The 24,335-nt window shown below is 58.3% G+C and carries 20 protein-coding genes, 1 tRNA gene and 2 pseudogenes; 14 read left to right on the forward strand and 9 right to left on the reverse strand.

Features of this window, described 5'->3' with window-relative positions:
* Nucleotides 1-22 precede the first annotated feature (22 nt).
* The 5 genes from VDP61_RS03575 (at nt 23) to lpdA (ending at nt 6,915) form a co-directional block, all read left to right on the forward strand.
* On the forward strand, nt 23-2,983 hold the full coding sequence (locus VDP61_RS03575) for a 2-oxoglutarate dehydrogenase E1 component (RefSeq protein WP_323005579.1): 2,961 nt from the start codon (nt 23-25) through the stop codon (nt 2,981-2,983).
* Between the two features lie 6 nt (nt 2,984-2,989).
* On the forward strand, nt 2,990-4,498 hold the full coding sequence (odhB, locus tag VDP61_RS03580; protein WP_323005580.1) for a 2-oxoglutarate dehydrogenase complex dihydrolipoyllysine-residue succinyltransferase: 1,509 nt from the start codon (nt 2,990-2,992) through the stop codon (nt 4,496-4,498).
* A 48-nt stretch (nt 4,499-4,546) separates the two neighbouring features.
* Entirely contained in the window at nt 4,547-5,020 is a 474-nt protein-coding gene (locus VDP61_RS03585) for a hypothetical protein (protein WP_323005581.1), read from the forward strand.
* A 36-nt stretch (nt 5,021-5,056) separates the two neighbouring features.
* Nucleotides 5,057-5,452 carry an MAPEG family protein gene (locus tag VDP61_RS03590; RefSeq protein WP_323005582.1) on the forward strand — a complete coding sequence of 132 codons (396 nt, stop codon included), beginning with the start codon at nt 5,057-5,059 and terminating at the stop codon, nt 5,450-5,452.
* A 77-nt stretch (nt 5,453-5,529) separates the two neighbouring features.
* A complete protein-coding gene (gene lpdA, locus VDP61_RS03595) occupies nt 5,530-6,915 on the forward strand; it encodes a dihydrolipoyl dehydrogenase (RefSeq protein WP_323005583.1) in 1,386 nt (461 codons plus the stop codon).
* Between the two features lie 97 nt (nt 6,916-7,012).
* Here lpdA and VDP61_RS03600 read toward each other — a convergent pair whose 3' ends face one another.
* Nucleotides 7,013-9,010: a protein meaA gene (locus tag VDP61_RS03600; RefSeq protein ID WP_323005584.1), complete on the reverse strand. Its 1,998-nt coding sequence runs from the start codon at nt 9,008-9,010 to the stop codon at nt 7,013-7,015.
* Between the two features lie 658 nt (nt 9,011-9,668).
* Here VDP61_RS03600 and ccrA point away from each other — a divergent pair.
* The 4 genes from ccrA to VDP61_RS03620 all read left to right on the forward strand — a co-directional run bounded on the left by ccrA (nt 9,669) and on the right by VDP61_RS03620 (nt 13,238).
* Entirely contained in the window at nt 9,669-10,961 is a 1,293-nt protein-coding gene (gene ccrA, locus VDP61_RS03605) for a crotonyl-CoA carboxylase/reductase (RefSeq protein ID WP_323005585.1), read from the forward strand.
* A gap of 172 nt (nt 10,962-11,133) precedes the next feature.
* Nucleotides 11,134-11,337: a hypothetical protein gene (locus tag VDP61_RS03610; RefSeq protein WP_323005586.1), complete on the forward strand. Its 204-nt coding sequence runs from the start codon at nt 11,134-11,136 to the stop codon at nt 11,335-11,337.
* Between the two features lie 86 nt (nt 11,338-11,423).
* On the forward strand, nt 11,424-12,947 hold the full coding sequence (locus VDP61_RS03615) for an ATP-dependent DNA helicase (protein ID WP_323005587.1): 1,524 nt from the start codon (nt 11,424-11,426) through the stop codon (nt 12,945-12,947).
* Between the two features lie 54 nt (nt 12,948-13,001).
* Nucleotides 13,002-13,238: an Lrp/AsnC ligand binding domain-containing protein gene (locus tag VDP61_RS03620; protein ID WP_323005588.1), complete on the forward strand. Its 237-nt coding sequence runs from the start codon at nt 13,002-13,004 to the stop codon at nt 13,236-13,238.
* A 123-nt stretch (nt 13,239-13,361) separates the two neighbouring features.
* On the opposite strand, the gene VDP61_RS03625 is transcribed toward VDP61_RS03620, so the two are convergent.
* Nucleotides 13,362-14,423, reverse strand: coding sequence for a quinone-dependent dihydroorotate dehydrogenase (locus tag VDP61_RS03625; RefSeq protein WP_323005589.1), 1,062 nt, complete (start codon nt 14,421-14,423; stop codon nt 13,362-13,364).
* Nucleotides 14,420-14,776: a DUF952 domain-containing protein gene (locus VDP61_RS03630; protein ID WP_323005590.1), complete on the reverse strand. Its 357-nt coding sequence runs from the start codon at nt 14,774-14,776 to the stop codon at nt 14,420-14,422. The genes VDP61_RS03625 and VDP61_RS03630 overlap by 4 nt, the downstream gene beginning before the upstream one ends.
* Nucleotides 14,777-14,959: 183 nt before the next feature.
* On the opposite strand from VDP61_RS03630, the gene VDP61_RS03635 reads away from it, so the two are divergent.
* On the forward strand, nt 14,960-16,480 hold the full coding sequence (locus VDP61_RS03635; protein WP_323005591.1) for a bifunctional UDP-sugar hydrolase/5'-nucleotidase: 1,521 nt from the start codon (nt 14,960-14,962) through the stop codon (nt 16,478-16,480).
* Between the two features lie 41 nt (nt 16,481-16,521).
* Here the strand turns inward: VDP61_RS03635 and VDP61_RS17815 are convergent, their stop codons facing one another.
* Entirely contained in the window at nt 16,522-16,740 is a 219-nt protein-coding gene (locus VDP61_RS17815; protein WP_415234027.1) for a transposase, read from the reverse strand.
* A 412-nt stretch (nt 16,741-17,152) separates the two neighbouring features.
* On the opposite strand from VDP61_RS17815, the gene VDP61_RS03640 reads away from it, so the two are divergent.
* Nucleotides 17,153-17,226, forward strand: a tRNA-Gly gene (locus VDP61_RS03640).
* A 251-nt stretch (nt 17,227-17,477) separates the two neighbouring features.
* Here the strand turns inward: VDP61_RS03640 and VDP61_RS03645 are convergent.
* From VDP61_RS03645 to VDP61_RS03655, 3 genes and pseudogenes are all read right to left on the reverse strand, one after another.
* A pseudogene (locus tag VDP61_RS03645) lies at nt 17,478-17,682 on the reverse strand (transposase); the annotation flags it as partial.
* A gap of 138 nt (nt 17,683-17,820) precedes the next feature.
* On the reverse strand, nt 17,821-18,084 hold the full coding sequence (locus VDP61_RS03650) for a hypothetical protein (protein ID WP_323005592.1): 264 nt from the start codon (nt 18,082-18,084) through the stop codon (nt 17,821-17,823).
* A 52-nt stretch (nt 18,085-18,136) separates the two neighbouring features.
* Nucleotides 18,137-19,009 carry a glutathione S-transferase family protein gene (locus tag VDP61_RS03655; protein WP_323005593.1) on the reverse strand — a complete coding sequence of 291 codons (873 nt, stop codon included), beginning with the start codon at nt 19,007-19,009 and terminating at the stop codon, nt 18,137-18,139.
* A 94-nt stretch (nt 19,010-19,103) separates the two neighbouring features.
* Here VDP61_RS03655 and ppk2 point away from each other — a divergent pair, with 94 nt between their 5' ends.
* The gene (ppk2, locus tag VDP61_RS03660; protein ID WP_323005671.1) at nt 19,104-20,051 is read left to right on the forward strand and encodes a polyphosphate kinase 2; all 948 of its coding nucleotides are present in this window, start codon (nt 19,104-19,106) and stop codon (nt 20,049-20,051) included.
* Between the two features lie 174 nt (nt 20,052-20,225).
* Nucleotides 20,226-21,596, forward strand: coding sequence for an MATE family efflux transporter (locus VDP61_RS03665; protein ID WP_323005594.1), 1,371 nt, complete (start codon nt 20,226-20,228; stop codon nt 21,594-21,596).
* A gap of 204 nt (nt 21,597-21,800) precedes the next feature.
* Here the strand turns inward: VDP61_RS03665 and VDP61_RS03670 are convergent, their stop codons facing one another.
* Together VDP61_RS03670 and rlmJ are read right to left on the reverse strand one after the other, a co-directional pair.
* A complete protein-coding gene (locus VDP61_RS03670; protein WP_323005595.1) occupies nt 21,801-22,094 on the reverse strand; it encodes a DUF1330 domain-containing protein in 294 nt (97 codons plus the stop codon).
* A gap of 10 nt (nt 22,095-22,104) precedes the next feature.
* Nucleotides 22,105-22,879 (reverse strand): annotated as a pseudogene (gene rlmJ / locus VDP61_RS03675) (23S rRNA (adenine(2030)-N(6))-methyltransferase RlmJ).
* Between the two features lie 356 nt (nt 22,880-23,235).
* On the opposite strand from rlmJ, the gene VDP61_RS03680 reads away from it, so the two are divergent.
* On the forward strand, nt 23,236-24,288 hold the full coding sequence (locus VDP61_RS03680; protein WP_323005672.1) for an acyltransferase: 1,053 nt from the start codon (nt 23,236-23,238) through the stop codon (nt 24,286-24,288).
* The last annotated feature ends 47 nt before the right edge of the window (nt 24,289-24,335 follow it).

The following is a 24,335-nucleotide window of genomic DNA, read 5'->3' on the forward strand; positions in this document are numbered from 1 at the left end:
CAACCTTAGATGAGGTCCAGCAATGACCGAACACTCCCCTAACTCTCAGTTTCGCGCGCAAGATTTCCTTGATGGCGCCAATGCCGAATACATCGACCAGATGGCGGCAAAACATGCGGCGAATCCTGCGTCGGTCGATGCAAGCTGGGCCGCGTTCTTTGCAGGGCTGAACGAGTCGGCCCAGGTGGTGGGGGCCGCTGCGGCGGGTCCAAGCTGGGCACGGGCCGATTGGCCACCGATGCCGACCGATGATCTGACGGCTGCGCTGACTGGCGAATGGCCGGTGATGCCATCGAAAGAGGGCAAGGCGGCCGGAGACAAGATTGTCGCCAAAGCGGCCGAGGCCGGGGTGTCGCTGTCGGATGTGCAGGTGCAACGCGCGGTATTGGATAGCATCCGTGCCTTGATGATCATCCGCGCCTACCGTATCCGGGGGCATCTGGCCGCCGATCTTGACCCGCTGAACATGCGTGATGAGACCAACCACCCGGAACTTGACCCGAAATCCTACGGTTTCACCGATCAAGACATGGATCGTCCGATCTTCATCGACAATGTGTTGGGCCTGCAAATGGCCTCGATGCGGCAGATCATTGATATTGTCAGGCGAACCTATTGCGGCACATTCGCGCTGCAATATATGCATATTTCAGATGCCGAGCAGGCAGCCTGGCTGAAAGAGCGGATTGAGGGCTACGGCAAGGAAATCGCCTTTACCCGTGAAGGCCGCAAAGCCATTTTGAACAAGCTGGTCGAGGCCGAGGGGTTTGAGAAATTCCTGCATGTGAAATACATGGGGACAAAGCGCTTTGGGCTTGATGGCGGCGAAAGCCTGATTCCGGCGATGGAGCAGATCATCAAGCGCGGCGGCGCGCTGGGGGTGCAGGATGTTGTGATCGGCATGCCGCACCGGGGCCGGCTGAGCGTGCTGGCCAATGTGATGCAAAAGCCGTATCGCGCGATTTTCAACGAATTTCAGGGCGGCAGTTTCAAGCCCGAAGACGTGGATGGTTCGGGTGATGTGAAATACCACCTTGGCGCCTCTTCGGATCGCGATTTTGATGGCAATGTTGTTCACCTGTCGCTGACCGCCAACCCAAGCCACCTGGAGGCGGTGAACCCGGTGGTTCTGGGCAAGGTGCGGGCCAAGCAAGACCAGTTGAACGACCCGAACCGTGAAAAGGTTCTGCCGATCTTGCTGCATGGTGACGCGGCCTTTGCGGGTCAGGGCGTTGTGGCAGAGTGTTTTGGCCTGTCGGGGCTGCGCGGGCATCGCACCGGCGGCACCATTCATATCGTGGTGAACAACCAGATCGGCTTTACCACCGCGCCGTCATTCAGCCGGTCTTCGCCCTATCCCACCGATATCGCATTGATGGTCGAAGCCCCGATTTTCCACGTCAACGGCGATGACCCCGAAGCTGTGGTACATGCGGCGCGCGTGGCAACCGAGTTCCGCCAGAAGTTCCACAAGGATGTGGTTCTGGACATCTTCTGCTATCGCCGCTTTGGGCATAACGAAGGCGATGAGCCGATGTTCACCAACCCGGCGATGTATACCGAGATCAAAAAGCACAAGACCACGCTGTCGCTTTATACCGAACGGCTGGTCAAGGACGGGTTGATCCCGGAAGGCGAGATCGAGGATATGAAGGCCGCGTTCCAGGCGCATCTGAACACGGAATTCGATGCGGGCAAGGATTACAAGCCGAACAAGGCCGATTGGCTGGACGGCCGCTGGAAAAACCTGTCGCGTGAAGGCGAGGATTACGAGGCCGGAAAAACCTCGATCTCGGCTGAGACCATGGCCGAGGTGGGCGCAGGCCTGACCCGCGTGCCGGATGGGTTTGACCTGCATAAAACCGTTGGCCGCCAGTTGGAGGCCAAGAAAAAGATGTTTGCCGAAGGCAAGGGCTTTGACTGGGCGACCGCCGAGGCGCTGGCCTTTGGCTCGCTGGTGACCGAAGGGTTTCCGGTGCGCCTGTCGGGGCAGGATTGTACCCGTGGCACCTTCAGCCAGCGCCATTCGGCCTTTGTCGATCAAAGCACCGAAGAACGGTATTACCCGCTGAACCACATCAAACCGGGTCAGGCGCGGTATGAGGTGATTGACAGCATGCTGTCGGAATATGCGGTGTTGGGCTTTGAATATGGCTATTCGCTGTCCGAACCCAACGCGCTGACAATGTGGGAGGCGCAGTTCGGCGATTTTGCCAATGGCGCGCAGATCATGTTTGATCAGTTCATTTCCTCGGGCGAAAGCAAGTGGTTGCGGATGTCGGGCCTCGTCTGCCTGATGCCACATGGCTATGAGGGGCAGGGGCCGGAACATTCCAGCGCCCGGCCGGAACGCTTCTTGCAGCAATCGGCGAATGATAACTGGATCGTGGCGAATTGCTCTACCCCCGCCAATTATTTCCACATCCTGCGCCGTCAGCTTCATCGTAATTTCCGCAAACCATTGATGTTGATGACGCCGAAATCCTTGCTGCGCCACCCGATGTGCATCTCGAATGCGGATGATTTCACCACCGGTTCCGCCTTTCACCGCGTGCTGTGGGATGATGCGCAAAAGGGCCATTCCGACCTGACGCTGAAAGAGGACGCCAAGATCAAGCGCGTCGTGCTGTGTTCCGGCAAGGTGTATTTTGATCTGCTGGCCGCGCGGGATGAGCAGGGCTTGGATGACGTCTATCTGCTGCGGTTGGAACAGTTTTATCCCTTCCCGGCGATGTCGATGGTCAGAGAACTGGATCGGTTCAAAGAGGCCGAGATTATCTGGTGCCAGGAAGAGCCAAAGAACCAAGGCTATTGGAGCTTTATCGAGCCGAATATCGAATGGGTTCTGGGCCGGATCAAAGCCAAATCCAGCCGTCCGCGCTATGCGGGGCGTGCGGCCTCGGCCTCGCCTGCAACCGGCTTGGCAAGCCGCCACAAAGCCGAGCAAGAGGCGCTGATCGTTGATGCGCTGACGGGGGGCTAGGGGCGCATGGCAACCGAAATACGGGTTCCCACGCTGGGCGAAAGCGTCACCGAGGCGACCGTTGCCACCTGGTATAAAAAGCTGGGGGATACGGTCGCGGTCGATGAAATGCTGTGCGAGTTGGAAACCGACAAAGTCACCGTTGAGGTGCCAAGCCCGGTGGCTGGCACCCTGATAGAGATTGTCGCCGCCGAGGGCCAGACCGTGGGCGTTGCCGCGCTCTTGGCCCAGATCGGGGCGCAATCTGAAAATACCGGGGCTGCTAGCCCGAAAACCAATGACAAAATAGTCGCGGCCGAGGCCAGCGCGAAAGAGGGTAAAATGACTGATGTAAATGTGCCGACCCTTGGCGAATCCGTATCCGAAGCCACTGTTTCCACCTGGTTCAAGAAGGTGGGTGATACGGTTGCACAAGATGAAATGCTGTGCGAGCTGGAAACCGACAAGGTGTCGGTTGAGGTGCCAAGCCCGGTTTCAGGGGTGTTGACCGAGATTATCGCCGCCGAAGGCGAAACCGTTTCCGCCAATGCCAAGCTGGCGGTAATCGCCGAAGGCGAGGCCGCGCCAAAGCCCATCGACGCCGGCCCCGAAGAGGTGAAGCCGCGCAAAGCCGAAGATACCATCAAGGCCAAGGACGTCGAAGATGCGCCTTCGGCCAGGAAAGCCATGGCTGAGGCGGGGCTCAGCCGCGATCAGGTTCAGGGCTCGGGCCGCGATGGCCGCGTGATGAAGGAAGACGTGGCCAAGGCCGCCACCGCCCCGGTCGTAGCCCCAGCCCCCGCAGCCCCGCGGGCGCCCGCGACGGCCAGTGACGCCAGCCGCGAAGAACGGGTGAAGATGACCAAACTGCGCCAGACCATCGCGCGCCGGTTGAAAGAAAGCCAGAACACCGCCGCAATGCTGACCACCTATAATGAGGTGGACATGTCTGCGGTGATGGCGCTTCGCAACCAGTACAAGGATGAGTTTGAAAAGAAACACAAGGTCCGTCTTGGCTTTATGTCTTTCTTTACAAAGGCTTGCTGCCATGCGCTGAAAGAAGTGCCAGAGGTGAACGCCGAGATTGACGGCACCGATGTAGTCTATAAGAACTACGTCCATATGGGCGTTGCGGCAGGCACGCCTGCGGGTCTTGTGGTGCCTGTAATCCGTGACGCGGATAGCATGTCCTTTGCCGAGATCGAAAAAGCGATTGCCGAAAAGGGCCTGCGCGCCCGCGATGGCAAGCTGTCAATGGCCGAGATGCAGGGCGGCACCTTTACCATTTCCAACGGCGGGGTTTACGGCTCGCTCATGTCCTCGCCCATTCTGAACCCGCCGCAATCGGGGATTTTGGGCATGCATAAAATCCAGGATCGCCCGGTCGTGGTGAAAGGCGAAATCGTCATCCGCCCGATGATGTATCTGGCGCTAAGCTATGACCACCGGATCGTGGACGGCAAAGGGGCTGTGACGTTCTTGGTGCGCGTGAAAGAGGCGCTGGAAGACCCACGGCGGTTGCTGATGGATTTGTGAGGGTGGCGGGAAATCCCGCCACTATTTGACGTGAAAGGGTTGGTTACGGTGTTTGGCATTTTTAGGGGTGCAGGAATTCAATTGAGAAAGGCGGAGGCAGCCTCTGCACTCGAGAATCTGATAAAGATGCAAGTAGCGGTCGGAAATCTTGAGGGCAATCCATCGCAAATGGCAAACTCTATGATTTCTGAAACTTGGGCGCAATCTAAGAAGCATGTCGATTGGCGGAAGACTGAGCGGCCGCACAAAGTGGCTCTTGTCGCTTTGGCCCTTGCAGAGCGCATCGAGAAGTCTGGCGAAAATGATTTTTCGACACTTGGCTATGGGATTGCACTGGGTACGGTTCTTAATACGGCCTACAGAAATCGAGACAGCTTTAATTTCTCTCGCCTAGATGATTTAATGCTCTCCAAAGCAGCAAACACTCAAACAAAGGAAGTAGAGAAATTGGCAGGCCGTCCCATTGTGGAGGAACTGAAATCAATTTTAGCAGCCGACAAAGGTGGAAATCATGAAAGCTAGATGCACGATTAGTTTGGTCAACTGGCGTGTTCTCCGGTGACCCCAGAACTCACCACCCTTGCCCTCGCGGCGCTGCTGCAAGCGGTCCAGTTCATCCTCTTCGCTGTTCCGGCAAACCGCGAGCTTGGCACCGGCTACACCTCCTCGGCGCGTGATCGCCCGCCCAGCCGCCCGCTGTCGGACCGCACAGGGCGCTTGCAGCGCGCGATGAACAACCATTTTGAGGGGCTGATCCTGTTCACCATCGCCGTGGTCGTCGTCACGCTTGGCGGCCAATCCACCGGCTTCACCGCCGCTTGCGCCTGGACCTATCTTGCCGCCCGCGTCTTGTTCATTCCCGCCTATGCCTATGGCTGGCGCCCTTGGCGTTCCGCGATTTGGGGCGTAGGCTTCTTTGCGACACTGGCGATGATCGTCGCAGCCCTCGTGTAATTCATCTGTTCAAAAATATCCTCGGGGCTCCGGGGGCAGGCAGCCCCCGGCTCTGAGTTCAAAAAAGGAGCCTACCCATGGCAAGTTTTGACGTCATCATCATCGGCGCTGGCCCCGGCGGCTATGTTTGTGCCATCCGCTGCGCGCAACTTGGCCTGAAAGTGGCCGTGGTTGAAGGCCGCGAAACGCTGGGCGGCACCTGCCTGAACGTCGGTTGCATCCCCTCCAAGGCGCTGCTGCACGCAACCCATTCCCTGCATGAGGCAGAGCATAATTTTGCCAAAATGGGCCTGAAGGGCAAAAGCCCGTCGGTCGATTGGGACCAGATGAAAGCCTATAAGCAGGATGTGGTTGACGGCAACACCAAGGGCATCGAATTTCTGTTCAAAAAGAACAAGATAACATGGCTGAAAGGCTGGGCAACCATCCCCGCGGCAGGTCAGGTCAAGGTCGGCGATGAGCTGCATGAGGCCAAGAATATCGTCATCGCCACCGGGTCAGAGCCGTCGACGCTGCCGGGGGTTGAGGTTGATGAAAAAACCGTTGTCACCTCCACCGGCGCGCTGGTGTTGAACAAGATCCCGAAAGCGCTGGTGGTGATTGGCGCGGGCGTGATCGGGCTTGAAATGGGCTCGGTCTATGCGCGGCTGGGGTCAGAGGTGACGGTTGTGGAATATCTGGACGCGATCACGCCGGGGATGGACGCCGAAGTGGCCAAGACCTTTCAGCGTATTCTTGGCAAACAAGGCATGAAGTTTATTATGGGGGCCGCCGTTCAGGGCGTGACCACCAAGGGCGGCAAGGCCAAGGTCACCTATAAACTGCGCAAAAACGATACCGAGGCGACACTTGACGCCGATTGCGTTCTGGTCGCCACGGGCCGCAAGCCCTATGTCGATGGCTTGGGGCTGGAGGCGTTGGGCGTTGCGATGGAACAGCGCGGGCAGATCAAAACCGACCATTTCGCTACCAATATCAAGGGGCTCTATGCCATTGGTGATGCGATTGTTGGCCCGATGCTGGCGCATAAGGCCGAAGATGAGGGCATGGCGCTGGCCGAAATTCTGGCGGGCAAATCGGGCCATGTGAATTATGATGTGATCCCCGGCGTGGTCTATACGACGCCAGAAGTGGCAAGCGTCGGCAAGACCGAAGAGCAGCTGAAAGAGGCGGGGCGCGCCTATAAGGTCGGCAAGTTCTCCTTTATGGGCAACGCGCGGGCCAAGGCGATTTTCCAGGCGGAAGGTTTTGTGAAAATCCTTGCCGATAAGGAAACCGACCGGATTTTGGGCGCGCATATCATCGGGCCGATGGCGGGTGATTTGATCCATGAGGTATGCGTCGCGATGGAATTTGGCGCATCGGCACAGGATTTGGCGCTGACTTGCCACGCCCACCCAACCTATAGCGAGGCGGTGCGTGAGGCCGCCCTTGCCTGCGGTGATGGTGCCATCCACGCCTGAGGGCGGTTTTTACGGACAGATCTGAGCCTTTGGCTGAGGTAATTTTCCAAAGATGAAAAGGGGCGCCAGGTTGTGTGGCGCCCCTTTCTTTAGCTGATTATTCGGCGGCAACCGGCGCCTGATCCACCATCACCACGATATCCATCATGATCCGGTTCAGCTCAAAATCCTTGGGCGTATAAACGGCGGCAACACCCGCCGCGCGCAGTTTGGCGGCATCGTCTTCGGGGATGATGCCGCCGACGACCAGCGGAATATCCGCCAGACCATTGGCGCGCATCAGCTCCAGCGTTTCCGTGATCAGCGGCATGTGAGAGCCGGACAGAATTGACAGGCCGACCACATGGGCCTTTTGTTCAATCGCCGCATCCACGATTTCGGAGGGGGTCAGGCGGATTCCCTCATAGTGAATATCCATGCCGCAATCGCGCGCGCGGGCAGCGATTTGCTCGGCGCCGTTTGAATGGCCGTCAAGCCCCGGTTTTCCAACCAGAAATTTCAACTGCCGTCCAAGCTTTGCGGAAACCGCCTGCACGGCTTCACGGATCGGCTCCAGCCCCTCGGTGCGGTTTGAAGGGTTGCGAGAAACGCCCGTGGGCGCGCGGTATTCGCCAAAGGCGGCGCGGATTGTCGCGCCCCACTCGCCGGTTGTCACCCCTGCTTTTGCACAGATAATAGACGGGGGCATGATGTTGGCGCCACTCTGCGCGGCGCTGCGCAGCGCGATGAGTGCGGCCTCAATGGCCGCCGAATTGCGGGCCGCCTTCCAAGCGGTCAAACGTTGAATTTGATCGGCTTCCGCTGCGGGGTCGGCAACCATGATCGCGCCGTCACCAGCAGTCAGCGGGCTTGGCGTGGTTTCAATCCAGCGATTCACCCCGACGACCGTCGTTTCGCCGGACTCGATGCGCGCGATGCGTTCGGCGTTTGCTTCGACCAGACGGCCTTTCATATAGTCAATCGCGGCCACGGCGCCCCCCATCGCGTCGATCTGCGCCAACTCCTCACGTGCACCTTGCTTTAACGCATTGACCTTACGGTCAACCGCAGGGTTGCCATCAAAGAGGTCGTCATATTCCAGCAAATCGGATTCATAGGCCAGAATCTGCTGCATCCGCAGTGACCATTGCTGATCCCATGGGCGCGGCAGGCCAAGCGCCTCGTTCCAGGCGGGCAGTTGCACGGCACGGGCGCGGGCATTTTTCGACAGGGTTACTGCCAGAGACTCGATCAGAATCCGGTAAACGTTGTTTTCCGGCTGTTGCTCCGTCAGGCCAAGTGAGTTTACCTGCACCCCATAGCGGAAGCGACGGAATTTCGGGTCTTGCACGCCGTAACGCTCCAGACAAATCTCATCCCACAAATCCACAAAGGCGCGCATTTTGCACATTTCTGTCACAAAACGGATGCCTGCATTGACGAAAAAGGAAATTCTTCCGACCATGTCGGGGAAGTCTTTGGCTGGTACTTTGCCCTTCAGATCATCCAGCACAGCGCAGGCGGTTGCCAAGGCGAAGGCCAGTTCTTGCTCTGGCGTGGCGCCGGCCTCTTGCAGATGATAGGAACACACATTCATCGGGTTCCATTTTGGCAGGTTTTTTTGGGTATAGGCCGCGACATCGGTAATCATGCGCAGGCTGGGCGCCGGCGGGCAGATATAGGTGCCGCGGCTCAGGTATTCTTTGATGATATCATTCTGCACAGTTCCATTTAGTGCAGCAATATCAGCGCCTTGTTCTTCAGCGGCGGCAATGTAAAGGGCCAACAGCCACGGCGCTGTGGCGTTGATCGTCATTGATGTGTTCATCTGTTCAAGCGGAATATCGGCAAAAAGGGCCCGCATATCGCCAAGATGGCATATCGGAACGCCCACCTTGCCGACCTCTCCGCGTGCCAGTTCGTGGTCGCTGTCATAGCCGGTTTGCGTCGGCAGGTCGAAGGCCACCGACAGCCCGGTCTGGCCCTTTGCAAGGTTGCCACGATACAAGGCATTTGAGGCGGATGCCGTGGAATGGCCCGCATAGGTGCGAAACAGCCAAGGCTTGTCTTTGACTGGAACTGGGGCAGGAACTGCAGCTGCGGATTGGGCGGTCATGGCGGGCTTCCTTGGTACGGGGCGCGCGTGAAAGGTGTCGCGCAATTTTATTACGTTAGCGGATTGATAATCGACACTTTATGCCCATGTCAATTCGCTGCGATGCAGCGCTTTGAAATTTGCAGTTGCGGCATTGAAAGTAAAGATCTTCCTTCGCGCAAAGGGAAAATAGCCGCGAACAGGAGCCGCGGCTTGCCCATCCGTGCCGCGCGGTTTGTCATGTCCAACCGCATCAGGGCTCTGCTTTGGTTATTGATTTTGGAGTTAGGGTGCGGCGCGATCATCTTTGTCTTGCATTTTCTATGCCCCTTGATGCACCGGTTTTTTTTCGCAGGCGGGCAGGGCGGGGGCCTTGCCGTTTGGCGATGCAACAGAAGTTGCGCAGAATGGTCTAGGCCACTGATTGAGTGTGGGAGTGTGACCGCGGGCGCGGGCCAGATGCAGCTGGTCGGCCGGGGCCATGCCCTCATCTGGCTTTACCAGTGCCAGTTTTGCAAGCCTTGGGCTGACAAGACGGGGATGCCGCAACGCGGCAGACATAAAATTACAAAAACTGCATCCGCATCTATTGCAAAGTTGCGTAAATCGCCGTATCCCTCGTCTCAACGCCGGCGTAATTCTGCGTTGCGGCATGGATGAACAGGAACAGGAGGCCCGCATGGCTCTGGATACGCAGCTTGATGTCGTTGCCTATGAGGCACCAAAAAAGGACCTTTACGAGATCGGTGAAATGCCGCCGCTGGGCTATGTACCACCGCAGATGTTTGCTTGGACCATTCGCCGTGAACGCCATGGCGAGCCTGATACGGCGATGTTGGTCGAAGTGGTGGATACGCCAAAAATCGACAGCAATGAGGTGCTGGTTCTGGTTATGGCGGCGGGCGTGAATTACAATGGCGTTTGGGCCGCTTTGGGCCTGCCGATCAGCCCGTTTGATGGCCATAAACAACCCTATCACATCGCCGGTTCAGATGCGGCGGGTATCGTTTGGGCTGTGGGTGACAAGGTACGGCGCTGGAAGGTTGGCGATGAGGTGGTGATCCATTGCAACCAAGACGACGGTGATGATGAGGAATGCAACGGCGGTGACCCGATGTTTTCCACCAGCCAGCGGATCTGGGGCTATGAGACGCCGGACGGATCGTTTGCGCAGTTCACCAATGTCCAGGCGCAGCAGTTGATGCCGCGCCCCAAACACCTGACATGGGAAGAATTGGCCTGCTACACGCTGACATTGGCCACCGCTTACAGGATGCTGTTCGGGCATGAACCCCATGACCTGAAGCCGGGGCAAAACGTGCTGGTCTGGGGCGCGTCGGGGGGCCTTGGCTCTTACGCGATCCAATTGATCAATGCGGCAGGCGCCAATGCGATTGGCGTGATTTCCGAAGAGGACAAGCGCGAATTTGTGATGGGGCTGGGCGCGAAAGGCGTGATCAACCGCAAGGAATTCAAATGCTGGGGCCAGTTGCCCACGGTTAACACCCCGGAATACAAAGAATGGTTCACCGAGGCGCGTAAATTCGGCAAGGCGATCTGGGACATTACCGGCAAGGGCAACAATGTCGATATGGTGTTTGAACATCCGGGCGAGGCGACCTTCCCGGTGTCAACGCTGGTGTGCAAAAAGGGTGGCATGGTGGTGATTTGCGCCGGAACCACCGGCTTCAACTGCACCTTTGACGTGCGTTATTTGTGGATGCACCAAAAGCGTATTCAAGGCAGCCATTTCGCGCATCTCAAACAGGCGTCTTCGGCCAATAAGCTGATGTTGGAACGCAGGCTTGATCCGTGCATGTCCGAGGTGTTCCCGTGGGAAGAGATTCCGGCGGCCCATATGAAAATGCGCCGGAATGAGCATAAGCCAGGCAATATGTCCGTGCTGGTTCAAGCGCCGCGGACGGGATTGCGGACTTTCGCAGACACATTGGAGGCCAGCAAGAACCGCTGAACGCCGCGTAGGAGCTATAAAAGCCGCCAGTCCCGCCGGGGCGTGGCGGCTTTTTTCTTTTCCCGTTTTTATCTGGTGCGTGGTTACCATTTATTGACGGATGAGCCGCTAATCTGAAGGGGCCAAGGGCTATGATTTGGTGGTGTTTTCGTAATTTTGTATTGGGGGCGCAATGCGCCATGACTGGATCTTTGACGTATTGGCTGATCTTCGTGCCTATGCGGAACAAAATGACCTGCCTGCACTCGCGACTCATGTTGCTGCCACGTTGCGGGTTGCAGAACTGGAAATTCAGGCCGGCGGCGCTGGCCTGCGGCCACGGCCCGATGTGCTGTCAGCGATGGGAAAGGCAAAGCAGCTGCGGCGCCCGAATTAGGGAGGGGCACAGAAATAAAAGCGTGAGAGTGGCGATTTATGGTCTGCCCGCTGGTCTTGGGGCGGGGGCTTGGATATGGTCGCGCGATGAACACAACCGCGCTTACATTTTCGGACGATCAGGCAGAGGCCTGGGACAGGCTTGCTGATCAGTTTCGCGGCATGGGCATTGATATGGATAATGCCACCCTGACCCCGGCTATGGAGGGAAAAGCCAGCGTGATGGCTGTGGTTGGCAAGGCTGGCTCGGGCAAGACAATGCTGCTGGCCAAGGTGTACAAGGCGATGGTCGCGGCGGGTGTCGACGTGGTTTCGGGCGATTATGAGGGTAAAAAGCGCAAAGACCGGCGTACTTTGGCGATTTTGGCGCCAACGAACAAGGCGGCTTCCGTTTTGCGGTTGCGTGGGGTGCCTGCGACCACAATCCACCGCATTTTGTATACACCGCTTTACGACCCGCAATATGAGAAAATCGCCGAATGGTTGGCTGGCAATGGCCCGCGCCCCGAGGTTGAGGGGCTGAGCGAAGTGGCGCTGGACCGGGCGAAGGCGTTTTATGAGACGGTCGCCTCTATCCCCGGCGCTTTGGCGGCGGCGGGCTTGCGGGGGAGTGACTTCATCAAAGGGTGGAAGCGGCGTGAAGAGCCGCTTGATGTCGGCTTCGTTGACGAATCCTCGATGCTTGACCAGCGCCAGTTTGATGACCTGCGCGAAATTTTTCCAACGCTTGTGCTGTTCGGTGATCCGGCGCAATTGGCCCCGGTGGGCAGTTCGGGCGAGATGGTCTTTGATACGCTTGGCCCGACCCGACGGCTGGAGTTGAGCCGGATTCACCGGCAGGTTGAGGGCAACCCGATTCTGGATCTGGCGCATGCTTTGGCTGACCCCGGCCTGACGTTTGACACTTTTGAGCGCATGGTCGAAGACGCTGCAGCCCGTGACCCAAGGGTTGAGATGGCGCAGCGGGTGGACAGTGATCTGATGGCGCGGTCCCCGGTTCTGGTGTGGCGCAATGCCACCCGCATCCGGCTGATCACTGCCTTTCGCGCCGCCCATGGGGCACCGGATTTTGAGTTGATCCCCGGTGAGCCGCTGATCTGTGACGGCATTGAGCTGCCGGCGAAACACCGCAAAAAGCGCATCGACCTGGAGGCGCGGGGCCTGATCAAAGGCGCGCAGGTGATCTATATGGGGCCGGGAAACCGCGATGGGTTTGCGCGGTTGCATGTGGTTGGCGCAGAGGAGCCGCAGGTTTCGGCGGCAAGCATCATCAAGATCGAAAAGCCAGGCGAGGAAGAACCGTTTATCCCATCGGCTGCCCGTATGGGAGCGGCATTTTTGCACGGGGCGGCGGTGACGATCCATAAGGCGCAGGGGTCGCAATGGGATACCGTGCAAGTGTTTGCGCCCGACCTGTGGGCCGCGGCGCAGGCAGGGCGATCAGAGGCGGGAATCCCGTTGTGGAAGCGCCTGGCCTATGTGGCGATCACACGGGCGCAGGACCGTTTGCTTTGGGTGGTGCGCAACCGTTTGGGGCGGCCAGTGGAGGCGTTGGGCGTCTCGGACCTGGTGGCCCGGCCCGCGCGGCTGGAATTGCAGGCCGAGGAATAGGGCTTTCACCAACCCGCGCCCAAGCCTATGTTTCGTGAAAAAGAGGAGAGTGCCATGACCGCCGTTTTTGTCCAGTTCCGCTGCACCCCCGGCAAGACCTATGAGGTTGCCGACGCGATTTATGACCGCGAAGTGGTGTCAGAGCTGTTTTCCACCAGTGGCGAATATGACCTGATCGCCAAGATCTATATTCCTGAGGGGCAGGATGTCGGGCATTACCTGTCGGAAGCATTGTTCGATATTCCGGGCATCGTGCGGACGTTGACGACGATGACGTTCAAGGCATTTTGACGATACCCGACGATACCCAGGGTATTGGCCAAAGGCGCCGACCTGCGGAACAGCTTTAGCGCCGGGGGGCCAGCCCCCCGGACCCCCCGGGATATTTTTGCCGAAAAGAATGCGGGGCTGGGGTCAGAGCCAGAGATCGCGCTTTGTGCCTATGGCTGCCGTAATGGTTGTGTGGCCGTCACGTTCCAGCAACGCATCGAGCTCCCTGGCGATTTTTGAGACCAGGCTGAGCCCGTGATAGACCATTGCGGTATAGAGCTGCACAGCCGCGGCGCCGGCCTGAATTTTGGCGTAGGCTTGTTCGGCGGTGGTGATGCCGCCAACCCCGATGAGGGGAATTTTGCCATTGGTGAATTGGGACAGTTGCGCCAGGATCCGGGTCGATTTTTCGAACAAGGGCGCGCCCGAGAGGCCGCCGCTTTCGACCTTGTGGCGGCTTTGCAACCCGTCGCGCGCCAGGGTGGTGTTGGTGGCGATGATGCCGGAAAGGCCCGAGGCAAGGGCGATCTCGGCTATCTGCGCGAGGTCATCGGGCGACAGATCAGGGGCGATTTTCAGGAAGATCGGTATCTGGACTGGAAGCTGTTCGCGCACCTCCATCACCCCGGCGAGAAGGGTCGTCAGGGCTGCCGGCCCTTGCAAGTCGCGCAGCTTTTCGGTGTTGGGGGAAGACACGTTGACTGTTGCAAAATCGGCAAATGGACCGCAGCGGGCCAATACACGGGCAAAATCCTGGGCGCGGTCGGCTGAGGTCTTGTTGGCGCCAAGGTTCAGCCCGACGGGAACACCTGTTGGCGGGCGGGTGGCGAGGCGGCCAGCGATTGCCTCCATCCCCTGATTGTTGAAGCCGAAACGGTTGATTGCGGCGTGATCTTTGGTCAGGCGGAACAGGCGCGGCTTTGGGTTGCCCGGTTGCGGCAAGGGGGTGGCGGCGCCAACCTCTAGCCAGCCGAAACCTGCGGCCATCAAGGCGGGCAAACTTTCCGCATTCTTGTCAAAACCGGCGGCAAGCCCCACGGGGTTGGGTAGCGCCATGCCCGCCAGTGATGTCGCAAGTCGGGCGGTCGTGTAAGGGCCGGGTGCAGGGGCAAGCCCCATGCGCAGGGCTGCAAGCGACAGGCCGTGGGCGCGCTCGGGGTCAAGCCTGTGCAAGGCGGCAAGCGCCAGACGCTCGGCCAGTTTCATGGTTTTGCCCTTGAAAACATGTGGGTTTCGGGGAAGATATGCCCGGATGCGCCGCGTGGTAGTGCCTTGTCCCATAGCACATCTGTCAGGCGCAGATTGCGGTACAGATGCGGGAACAAGGCCCCTCCGCGTGAGGCTTCCCACTTCAAGGCATCGCCCAGCGTTTCCGCCTCAACCGCGACCAGAACCAGATCGGACTGATCGGCGAAATGCTTGGCTGCGGTTTCGGCGACCTGCGCGGCGGTTGAAAAATGCACATAGCCATCGGCCAGATCAATCGGCGCACCGGCGGTTTCGCCAGTCTCGTGCAGGTGGTTCCATTCGGGGCGGCGGAAGATTTTGAATATAAGCATGAGCTTGTACATGCACCGGGTATAAAACTGCGTCAATGGGCAGCTTTGGGTTGGAATGCGGAGATATGGCGTGTTTCCTGTTCATCTTGCAACGCTTTCGATGCCCTATCTTGTGCAAGGGCTTTGACACAATGCGATTGGGGCGCAATGATACGCGCCATAAACCGGATAGGGAGACTGGCAATGAACCTGCTGACCAAACGATTTTCTGCGATGCTTTTGGGGGCGACGGCCTTGGTGGCGGTGCCGCTGACCGGGGCAATGGCCGAAACGATCAAACTGACGTTTCTGGGCGTTGGCGATGTCTATAATTTTGCTGATGACAATGGCCGTGGCGGGTTTGCGCGCCTGAATGCGGTTGCCAAGGCCGAGCGCGCCGCCAATCCCAATACGATCTATGTATTTGATGGGGATATGTTGTCGCCGTCGATTTTGTCGGGGTTTGATCAAGGGCAGAACACAATTGATCTGACCAACCTTGTGCCATTTGATTTGGCTGTTCCGGGCAACCATGAATATGATTTCGGGCCAGAGAATTTTGCGGCAAAGTTGGCCGCCTCGAAATATCCTTGGGCTGCCATCAACATCACGCTTGCGGATGGTTCGCCGGTGCCGGGGCTTGGCGGTGTGATGGTGAAAGAGGTTGCGGGCTTGAAAGTGGCGTTGATTCCGGTTGCGCAAGATACCTCGCCGACGGTGGCATCGACGGGTGATCTGAAGTTTGGGCCAACGGTTGACATGGGAATTGCTGCGGCGCAGCAGGCGCGCGAAGACGGGGCCGATCTGGTTGTTGGCGTGGTGCAGACCGACAAGGCCAATGATGCGTTGCTGATCGCATCCAAGGCGTTTGACGTGATTTTGTCGGGTGATGACCACAGTTACGGCACGTCTTATGATGGCATCACCGCATATGTCGAAACCTCGATTGATGCGCGGTATCTGGCCCCTTTGGATCTGATGGTGGATGTGTCGGAAAAAGATGGCAAACGCTCGGTGAAATGGACTCCGATTTTCCGTTTCATTGATACTGCAAATGTCGAGCCTGATCCGGAAAGCCAGGCGATGGTGGAAGCGTTTCAGACCAAGCTGGACGAAAGCCTGAACATTGAAATCGGGGCTACCGAAGGTGAGCTTGATTCGCGTCGCAACGTGATCCGCGCCGAAGAATTGGCCATGGGCAACCTGATTGCCGATGCGCTGCGCGCTGCGACCGGGGCCGATATCGGGCTGGCAAATGGCGGTGGTATTCGGGGGGATACAACGTATGAAGCAGGTAAGATACTGACTCGGCGTGATATTTTGACCGAATTACCCTTTGGCAACGTAACCGTTCTGACGGAAATACCGGGCAGTCAGGTTCTGGCCGTCTTTGAAAATGGGGTAAGCCAGGTGGAAAAGGGCGCGGGCCGGTTTTTGCAGCTTTCGGGGGCGACGATTGTCTATGATCCGACAGCCCCTGCCGGGTCGCGTATTGCCGAGGCGATGGTTGGCGGTGAACCGCTGGACCCGAACAAACTGTATAAAGTGGCGGCCAATGACTACATCCTTGGTGGCGGTGATGGTTTTGCCGCTTTGGGTGGCGGCAACGTGCTGATCAACGCCGGCAATGGCAATCTGATGGCGAATGATGTGATGGATTATGTTGTCAAGATGGGGGGCGTGACCAGCAAAGTCGAAGGCCGCATCAAGAAGGTTGGCGAATAACCCCTTTTCAGGTCTGTACAAATGTTTGGCAAAGGCTGCGCCTAAAGCGTGGCCTTTGTGCGTTTGGCGCGGGTTGGCCCATGCGGTTGAAACGGGATCACCCCTTGCCAGGCTCCACGCCATGAGGGCGCGATGGGCGGGTAATTCCGGCCCCATTCTTTTTCGACATCATCAAGGGCTTTTGCGGCCTCGATCCCATCCGTGGCCTGATAAATTCGCTTCAGGCCTTTGGCACAGCCTTGCGATCTTTCCAGCCGCAGAGGTTCGGGGAATGGTGCAGCAGATGGCCTGCAACCCCAAGATGTTCATCAGGCGGCGCATGCGGTGCTGCCCGGATAAGAAGCCCGATTGGGGAGATACGCCGCGATCTGGCGGCTTCCGAAACACGGGTATTTGGTGAACACCCTATCAATCTCATGCATCAGCTCAAGTGTCTCGGCATTCACCCCAACTGGTGCCTAATAGATCAATGAACGGCCGATCTTGAGCAGTTTATACTGACGGGTCAGGTTCAGCCATACATAAAAGTCCGGACACGCGCCTGCTATCCGGCTCAGGCGCTTGGATTGCGCCCCCTCCTCTTTGCTTTTTTTGTGCGGGCGGGGCGTTTGATCACATTTGCCACCACTCCTGCTTGCGCCCCGTGATTGGGGCGCTTATAGTGGTGAACGCGCGGGTGTTGTGTAATGGTAAGACCCTAGCCTTCCAAGCTAGAGACACGGGTTCGATTCCCGTCACCCGCTCCAAGAAATTTATCAACATGTTGATTTCATAAAATTTTTGATAATTGTCGTTTTGAGGTCACCCTTAAACCCACCCTTTGAAAATACCCTTCTTTCCTGTGCGCTTGCCCAGAAAGTTGAAAGACCGAGACAATCTGCCCAGGCCTTCCGTTTGCATGCCCGCGCAACAGTTCGGGGGCTGCCGGGGTTTTCGCATGTCTGCGCTACAGCCGCGGCTAATCCGCATCTGCCTACTGCCCTAAAACGCTTCGGTTTCAACCTGATACATATCCGGCCGCGTTGAAATGGTTGCAGCATTCTTGGGGGCGTATAGGGCGCAGATCGCTTTGATGGCCTTGAACATATCGGTGAAGGTCCTGGCCCGATCTGTCGCAGATGGGCTTTCCGTTTGGAAAATGCCTGTTCGATGGGGTTGAGGTCGGGCGAATATGGCGGCAGCAAGAGGAACCGGCACGCTGCTGGCTTACCTTGGCGCGGCGGCGCTCAGCCGCGACCAACGTCTTTTTTGTATGTGACCCCGAGGCGCGGCAGCAAAGCGGCGATGGATGCGTGATGAACCTGACCCCCCTCAGCATCGGCCAGCACATCAACCCATCTTCAATCTATCTTTGAAAACGCGCCCGAAGCGCCAATGGCAAAGCTGCGGACATGACCGACCCTTCCACATAAGATGAAACACAAACATGACCCCATGGGAACCAACCGATTCAAGTTTTCTTTGAAACGCTTTAAATTCTTTTTGGCCAACCGTGGGTAGAAACCAATCATCTGGTTTTCCATGCCACTATCCAAGACACGAAACCCCAGCCCTTCGTTGAAAAGCGCCCGGAGACGCGTGGCAGAAAATGAAAGAGATTCCATGGCCGCTCATGTGCCGCCAAGAAAAATGAGTCTCAACGAAACTCTGCGCCATTCATGCCGGTTCGGCATTGCGCCTTTTCATCATCTCTACAAAGGCCGGGCGGGCCTGGCAGCGGGCCAGCCAGGCAAAGGTTTTGGGATAGGCTGCGTGCAGCGGTGCATGGGGTTGGGAATAGCGCAGACATTCCGCAAGCATGATATCAGCCACGGTGAAGCGGTTGCCAATCAGGCGGTCGTGGGTGCTGAAATGCGTCTCCAGCCGTGCAAGCGGGCGCGAGAGGCGGTCAACCGCGGCGGCGATTTTGGCAGCGCCTTCAGCAGTATCGGCCAGGCCATCGGCATGGGTGTAAAGAATATCAAGCCCCGGCGGGTCAATAGCGATGCCGGCAAACAGCGCCCATTGCTCGGCCTGCGCCAGTTCGGATGCGTTTTGTGGGCCAAGCGTGCCGCCGTATTGGCGCGCAAGGTGCAGCGTGATGGCAAGCGATTCCGTCAAGGTCAGATCGCCGTCCACCATCACCGGAACCGCCGATTGCGGGCTGATCGCAAGGAAGTCGCGAGAAAGCGTGTTAAGCGGTGCATCCGCCGCCAGCGGATCGGCCAGCCGATAGCTCTGGATCACGGGAACATGGGTAAAGGCGGTTCCAGTCTCGGCCAAAAGCCACAGGGGGCGGGTCGCACGAGATCGAAGGACTTCGTAGATCGTAAGCATGGCTGCCTCATGATGATGCTGGGAATTTTGGCTGACCGGATCTTTGAACCGAGTGTTGCGGAATGCTTGGCCAAGCACAAGGGCCATCAGATCAGCGCCGTTCTGATCGGGATCATGGCGGCGGATTTGAAAATAGCGGATACTGCGGGCAAAGCTGCCGTGACACATGACACGCTGGCCAATCCCGGCGTTCCCTTCAATCGGAGATAGCATGACCACACCAACCAGGACCGACCCCGCAGCGCCTCATGCAGCCGAGGTAACGACGACAGAGGCAGAGGCCGACACCGATATTTCGCCTGGTGAAATGCCAAAGCCCGTGCCGCAAAGGGCCAGACGCAAGGTTGCGCAGGCCGAGGCGGTGCGGATGACGTTTGAGCAGGGAAAATTCCCCTATGGGCGCAAGCTGTCGCGCAAGATCTATGAGACCGAGAAGGCCCGGCTACAGGCAGAATTGCTGAAGGTACAGATCTGGGCGCAGGAAACCGGGCAGAAGTTTGTGATCTTGATGGAGGGGCGGGATGCGGCCGGCAAGGGCGGCACGATCAAACGGTTCATGGAGCATTTGAACCCGCGCTACGCCCGCGTGGTCGCCCTGAGCAAACCCGGCGAAAAGGAAAAGGGCCAGTGGTTTTTCCAGCGGTATCTGGAGCATCTGCCAACCAGTGGCGAGATCGTATTTTTTGATCGGTCCTGGTACAATCGCGCAGGCGTTGAGCGCGTGATGGGGTTTTGCACGGCGACCGAATATCTGGAATTCATGCGCGAGGCGCCAGAGTTGGAGCGGATGTTGGTACGGTCTGGGATTCAGCTGTACAAATACTGGTTCTCGGTCACGCAAGAAGAACAGCTTGCACGGTTTTCAAGCCGGGAAACGGACCCGTTGAAACGGTGGAAACTGTCACCGATTGACAAGGCATCGCTGGATAAATGGGATGAATATACCGAGGCCAAGGAGGCGATGTTCTTTTATACCGATACCGCCGATGCCCCGTGGACCGTGGTGAAATCAAACGACAAAAAGCGGGCGCGCTTGAACTGTATGCGGCATTTCCTGATTAGTCTCGATTACCCCGACAAGGATGTGGCGGCGATTGGAACCCCTGACCCCCTTATCATCGGCAAGGCGGGGCAGGTTATTCGGGGGGTAGAGGGGCTGAAAGATGCCGCCGTGCCACGCGAATTGCGCAAGCCCAAGGCCGTTGCCAAGGCCGTTGCCAAGGCCGAAGACAAGGCAAAAGGCACTGAAGGCTAAAGCTTTTTTGCGGCGCAGCCGGTAGGGCAGATGCCCGTCGCGGCAAGGGCGCGGTAGTTGTACTGGCGGGTTACTTTGTATAGGGGGGCAAAATTGCTTTCTGCATTGCCTCTGCGCTGCGGTTGGGCTTTCTAAAGGCTTGCCCAAGCGCTCTGGCACGGGTAAGCCGTTTTGATGGCCATATTTCCCACCCTGACCAAAACCGATCACGCCCGCGCCTTGCTGACGCTTGGCTTGCCGCTGGTCGGCAGCCATTTGGCGCAGATGGCGCTGCATGTCACCGATACCGTGATGCTGGGGTGGTATGGCGTGGTAGAACTTGCCGCTGTGGTGCTGGGGGCTGCGGCGTTTTTCATTGTGTTCATCCTCGGCTCGGGTTTTGGCCAGGCGGTGATGCCGATGGTCGCGCAGGCGCTGGGGCGCGGCGATGAGGTGCAGGTACGGCGTGATACGCGGATGGGCCTGTGGTTGTCGATCGGCTTTGGCATGGTCTGCTATCCGGTGTTTTGGTGGTCCGAGGCGATTTTGCTGGCGCTGGGCCAACAGCCCGATGTGTCGGCGCTGGCGCAGGACTATCTGCGGATTGCGGGCCTTGGCATCATGCCCGCCTTGCTGGTCATGGCGCTGAAAAGCTATCTTGCGGCGCTGGAGCGAACCCAGGTGGTTCTGTGGATCACATTGGCCGCCGTGGTGCTGAATGCGGGCATCAATTATGCGCTGATTTTCGGCAATTGGGGCGCGCCGGAACTTGGGGTGCGCGGGGCGGCGATTGCTTCGGTGCTGACACAGGCCGTAACCTTTGCGGCCCTTGCCTTTTACGCCCACTGGCTGCCGGAATTGCGGCGGTTTGCGTTGTTTCAGCGGTTTTGGCGACCTGACTGGCAGGCCATGCGGCAGGTTTACCGGATCGGCTGGCCCATTGGCTTGACCGGGTTGGCCGAGGGCGGCATGTTTCAGGCATCGGCCATCATGATGGGCTGGATTGGCACGATCGAACTGGCCGCGCATGGCATCGCGCTGGAAGTGACCGCGCTGGCCTTCATGGTGCATCTGGGGCTGTCGAATGCGGCGACGATACGGGTTGGGCGCGCGATGGGGCAGGGCGATGCAGCGTCATTGCGCGGTGGGGCCAAGGTGGCGCTGATCCTGTCGCTGGGCTTTGGCGTGACGATGATGGTGCTGTTTCTGGCGCTGCCGGGGCCGATCGTGGCCTTGTTTCTGGACCGGGAAAACCCGTCCAGCGGTGCGATCATTGCCTTTGGCACGGTGCTTTTGGCCCTGTCAGCGCTGTTTCAACTGGTGGACGCGACCCAGGTCATGGCGCTGGGGTTTTTGCGTGGATTGCAAGACACCCGTGCCCCGATGTGGATGGCCGCGCTTAGCTATTGGGTAATCGGCATTCCGGCAAGCTATGCGCTGGCCTTTCCCTTGGGGTTTGGCGGGGCGGGTTTGTGGCTTGGCCTTACCGTGGGGTTGAGCGTGGCTGCGGCATTTTTGATGACACGATTCTGGCGTAACGCGCCGCACCCTGTGCAACGCGATTGAGTTGACACCCGCCGCCGATCCCTTGGCACGGTTTTCAGGCCTTGCTGAAACCGCCTTGGCTGGCGCTTCAATGCAAACGGGAAAGGCGATAGCGCGTTCAAATCCTCAGGGTCAGCCGAGGTCGTGCAAATGGGGCCGCGCCAAACGGCTGCCGGCGATGTCAGGCGGTGGCCACAAAGACAGGCATGGGGGGCAAACCCCAGGCTAGCCGTCATAGCCTTCAACGATCAGGCAATCGCCAGTGGAAACCGGGTCGCGCAGCGCCTTGGCCGCTTGGTATTCGGGGCTGTGATAGCAATCAAGCGCGGCTTGCACGCTGGGAAATTCGATCACCACGGTACGGCTGCGGCAGGCGCCCTCAAGCTGAATTTGCGGCGCACCGCGGATCAGGAATCTGGCCCCGTATTTGGCAAAGGGGGCGGCATTGGCTGCCTTGTATTTCTCATAGGCTGCGGGGTCTGCAACATCGACATGCGCGACCCAATATCCTTTGGCCATGGTTCTATCCTTATGCTTTGAAAATCCTGGTCAGCCGTGCGGCCTCATCCGCAATCCCATAGGGCGGATTCACGATGAACATACCAGAGCCGATCATACGGTGGCCTTCACGGACGGGCCCAAAGCGGACCTCGTGGCGCAGGGCCTCGGGAAACTGCGCCATGAGCTGGCCAAGCATCGCCCCATGGCTGCCCGAGGTCAAAAGCGGATACCACAACGCCAGAATACCCACATTCCACTTGCGCGCGATATTCGCCAACTCTTTGGGAATACTGTCATAATCTGCCTTCACCTCATAGCTGGGGTCGATCAGGGCCAGCCCGCGCCGAGGGGTGGGGGGGGCAGATGGCCTGGGCCAGCTTAAAGCCGTCCTGGCGGTGGATATGCGCCTCCCATTGGGTCAGATGTTCGGACAGGATCACATGCTCTGCGGGGTGAAGCTCGGCAAGGTGGATGGTGTCGCTCTCGCGCAAGCTCATCGCGGCAACAAGGGGCGAGCCGGGATAGGCCAGCGGCCCATATTTGAAGCGCGTCTCATTCAGCCGTTGGCGGTAGGGATGATCGTCTGGAAAGCACGGTTCGTATTTGCCAACGCCTTGCGCGGCCTCACCGGTTTTCAGCGCCGCCTCATCGCCAAGGTCATAAAGACCGCGGCCGGCATGGGTTTCGATATAGGTCATCGGCTTGTCTTTTTGGACAAGGTAATCCAGCATCCAGGCAAGCAAAGCGTGCTTATGGACATCTGCGGGATTTCCGGCGTGATAATGATGTTGATAACTGAGCATAAGGCTTGGTAGCAGGCGGCGCCGGATGAGGGAAGATCAAGTGATCATCCAGACCCAAGAAACCTGGCAGAAATACCAGGGAGCCTGGGCAATGGCCAAGAGGGGATGGAGTGGCGGTGGCGAAAAAGGGCAGATGTACCGCTTCTGCCAGTGGTGTTGCTGAAAAAACCCGCCCTGCGTCACGCGCCTGCCACATTGGCGCTACACATTGTAGCAACTATGACCAGAAGCGGTTTACCCTCTCTGTCGCAAGGGGCCTCGGTCGAAGGCGCCGCCAGAGGGGGCGGGCGTTTGAGTTATGGCCGAGGCCAAGGGGGGCGCACCGCGACCAGCTTTGATATGAGGGTAGTTTGACAATGAATGCGCAGGAAGCCCCGCAGGGCATGATCCCGTCACTGGACGGGTTGCGGGCTGCGGCAATCGTGATTGTCTTTGCCTCTCATGCAGGGCTGAGCGCGGCGATTCCCGGCGGCTTTGGCGTGACGGTGTTTTTCTTTCTGTCGGGCTATCTGATCACCACATTGTTGCAGCGCGAATATGACCGGACGGGCGGCGTTGATCTGGGTGCGTTTTACATGCGGCGGGTGCTGCGGCTTGGCCCGGCAATTCTGGTGACGCTGACATTGGGGTCCGTGCTGGTCTGGCTGGGTATCTTTGGTGGCGAGGTCGAGTGGCGCACCCTGTCGAGCCAGTTGTTTTTCTACTACAATTATTTCACCCAATTTGGCGAAGTGCATGAGATAGCCGGGACCGGGGTTCTTTGGTCCTTGTCGGTTGAGGAGCATTTCTATTTGCTCTGGCCCGTGCTGTTTTTGGGAATTGCGCGGGGGTGGTATGGGGGCAGGGCGGTGCTGGCGCTGCTGCTTGGCAGTCTTGTCTGGCGTTGGGTCAGGTTTTCGCTATTGGGCCATGATGAATGGACAATTTACCAATCCTCTGACACGCGGATGGACAGCCTGCTTTTTGGCTGTCTGTTGGCCCTGATGCAGGCGCGCGGGGTGGCCGCGCGCTGGATGCCGCAAGGGGCCGTGCGAATTTGGATAGTCATGGGCGCGGCAGCGGTGATTCTGCTCGGGTTTGTGATCCGCGACCCGATGTTCAGATCAACGTGGCGCTATTCTGTGCAAGGGGCCGCGCTGATGCCGCTGTTTCATTATGCGGTGACGCGGGCCGATGATTGGTATTTCCGCCCTCTGAACTGGCCTTGGGTAAAGTGGATCGGGATTTATTCCTTTACCTTTTACCTGTGTCATCACAGCGTCATTCTGGCGATGGAACGCTTTGGCATTGCCTCGGGGTCAGTGCAGATGGCGTTGGCGGCGGGGACCGTTTCTCTGGGCTATGCCGCCTTGGTTCATTGGCTGATAGAGCGGCCAGTGATGGTGTTGCGGCGACGTTTTGCGCGGTAAGACGGGGCCGTTGGGGTAAACCCAGGCCTGCCCGCGTCATGCCAAAC

This window comes from Pseudorhodobacter sp., from assembly GCF_034675685.1.
Lineage (GTDB): Bacteria > Pseudomonadota > Alphaproteobacteria > Rhodobacterales > Rhodobacteraceae > Pseudorhodobacter.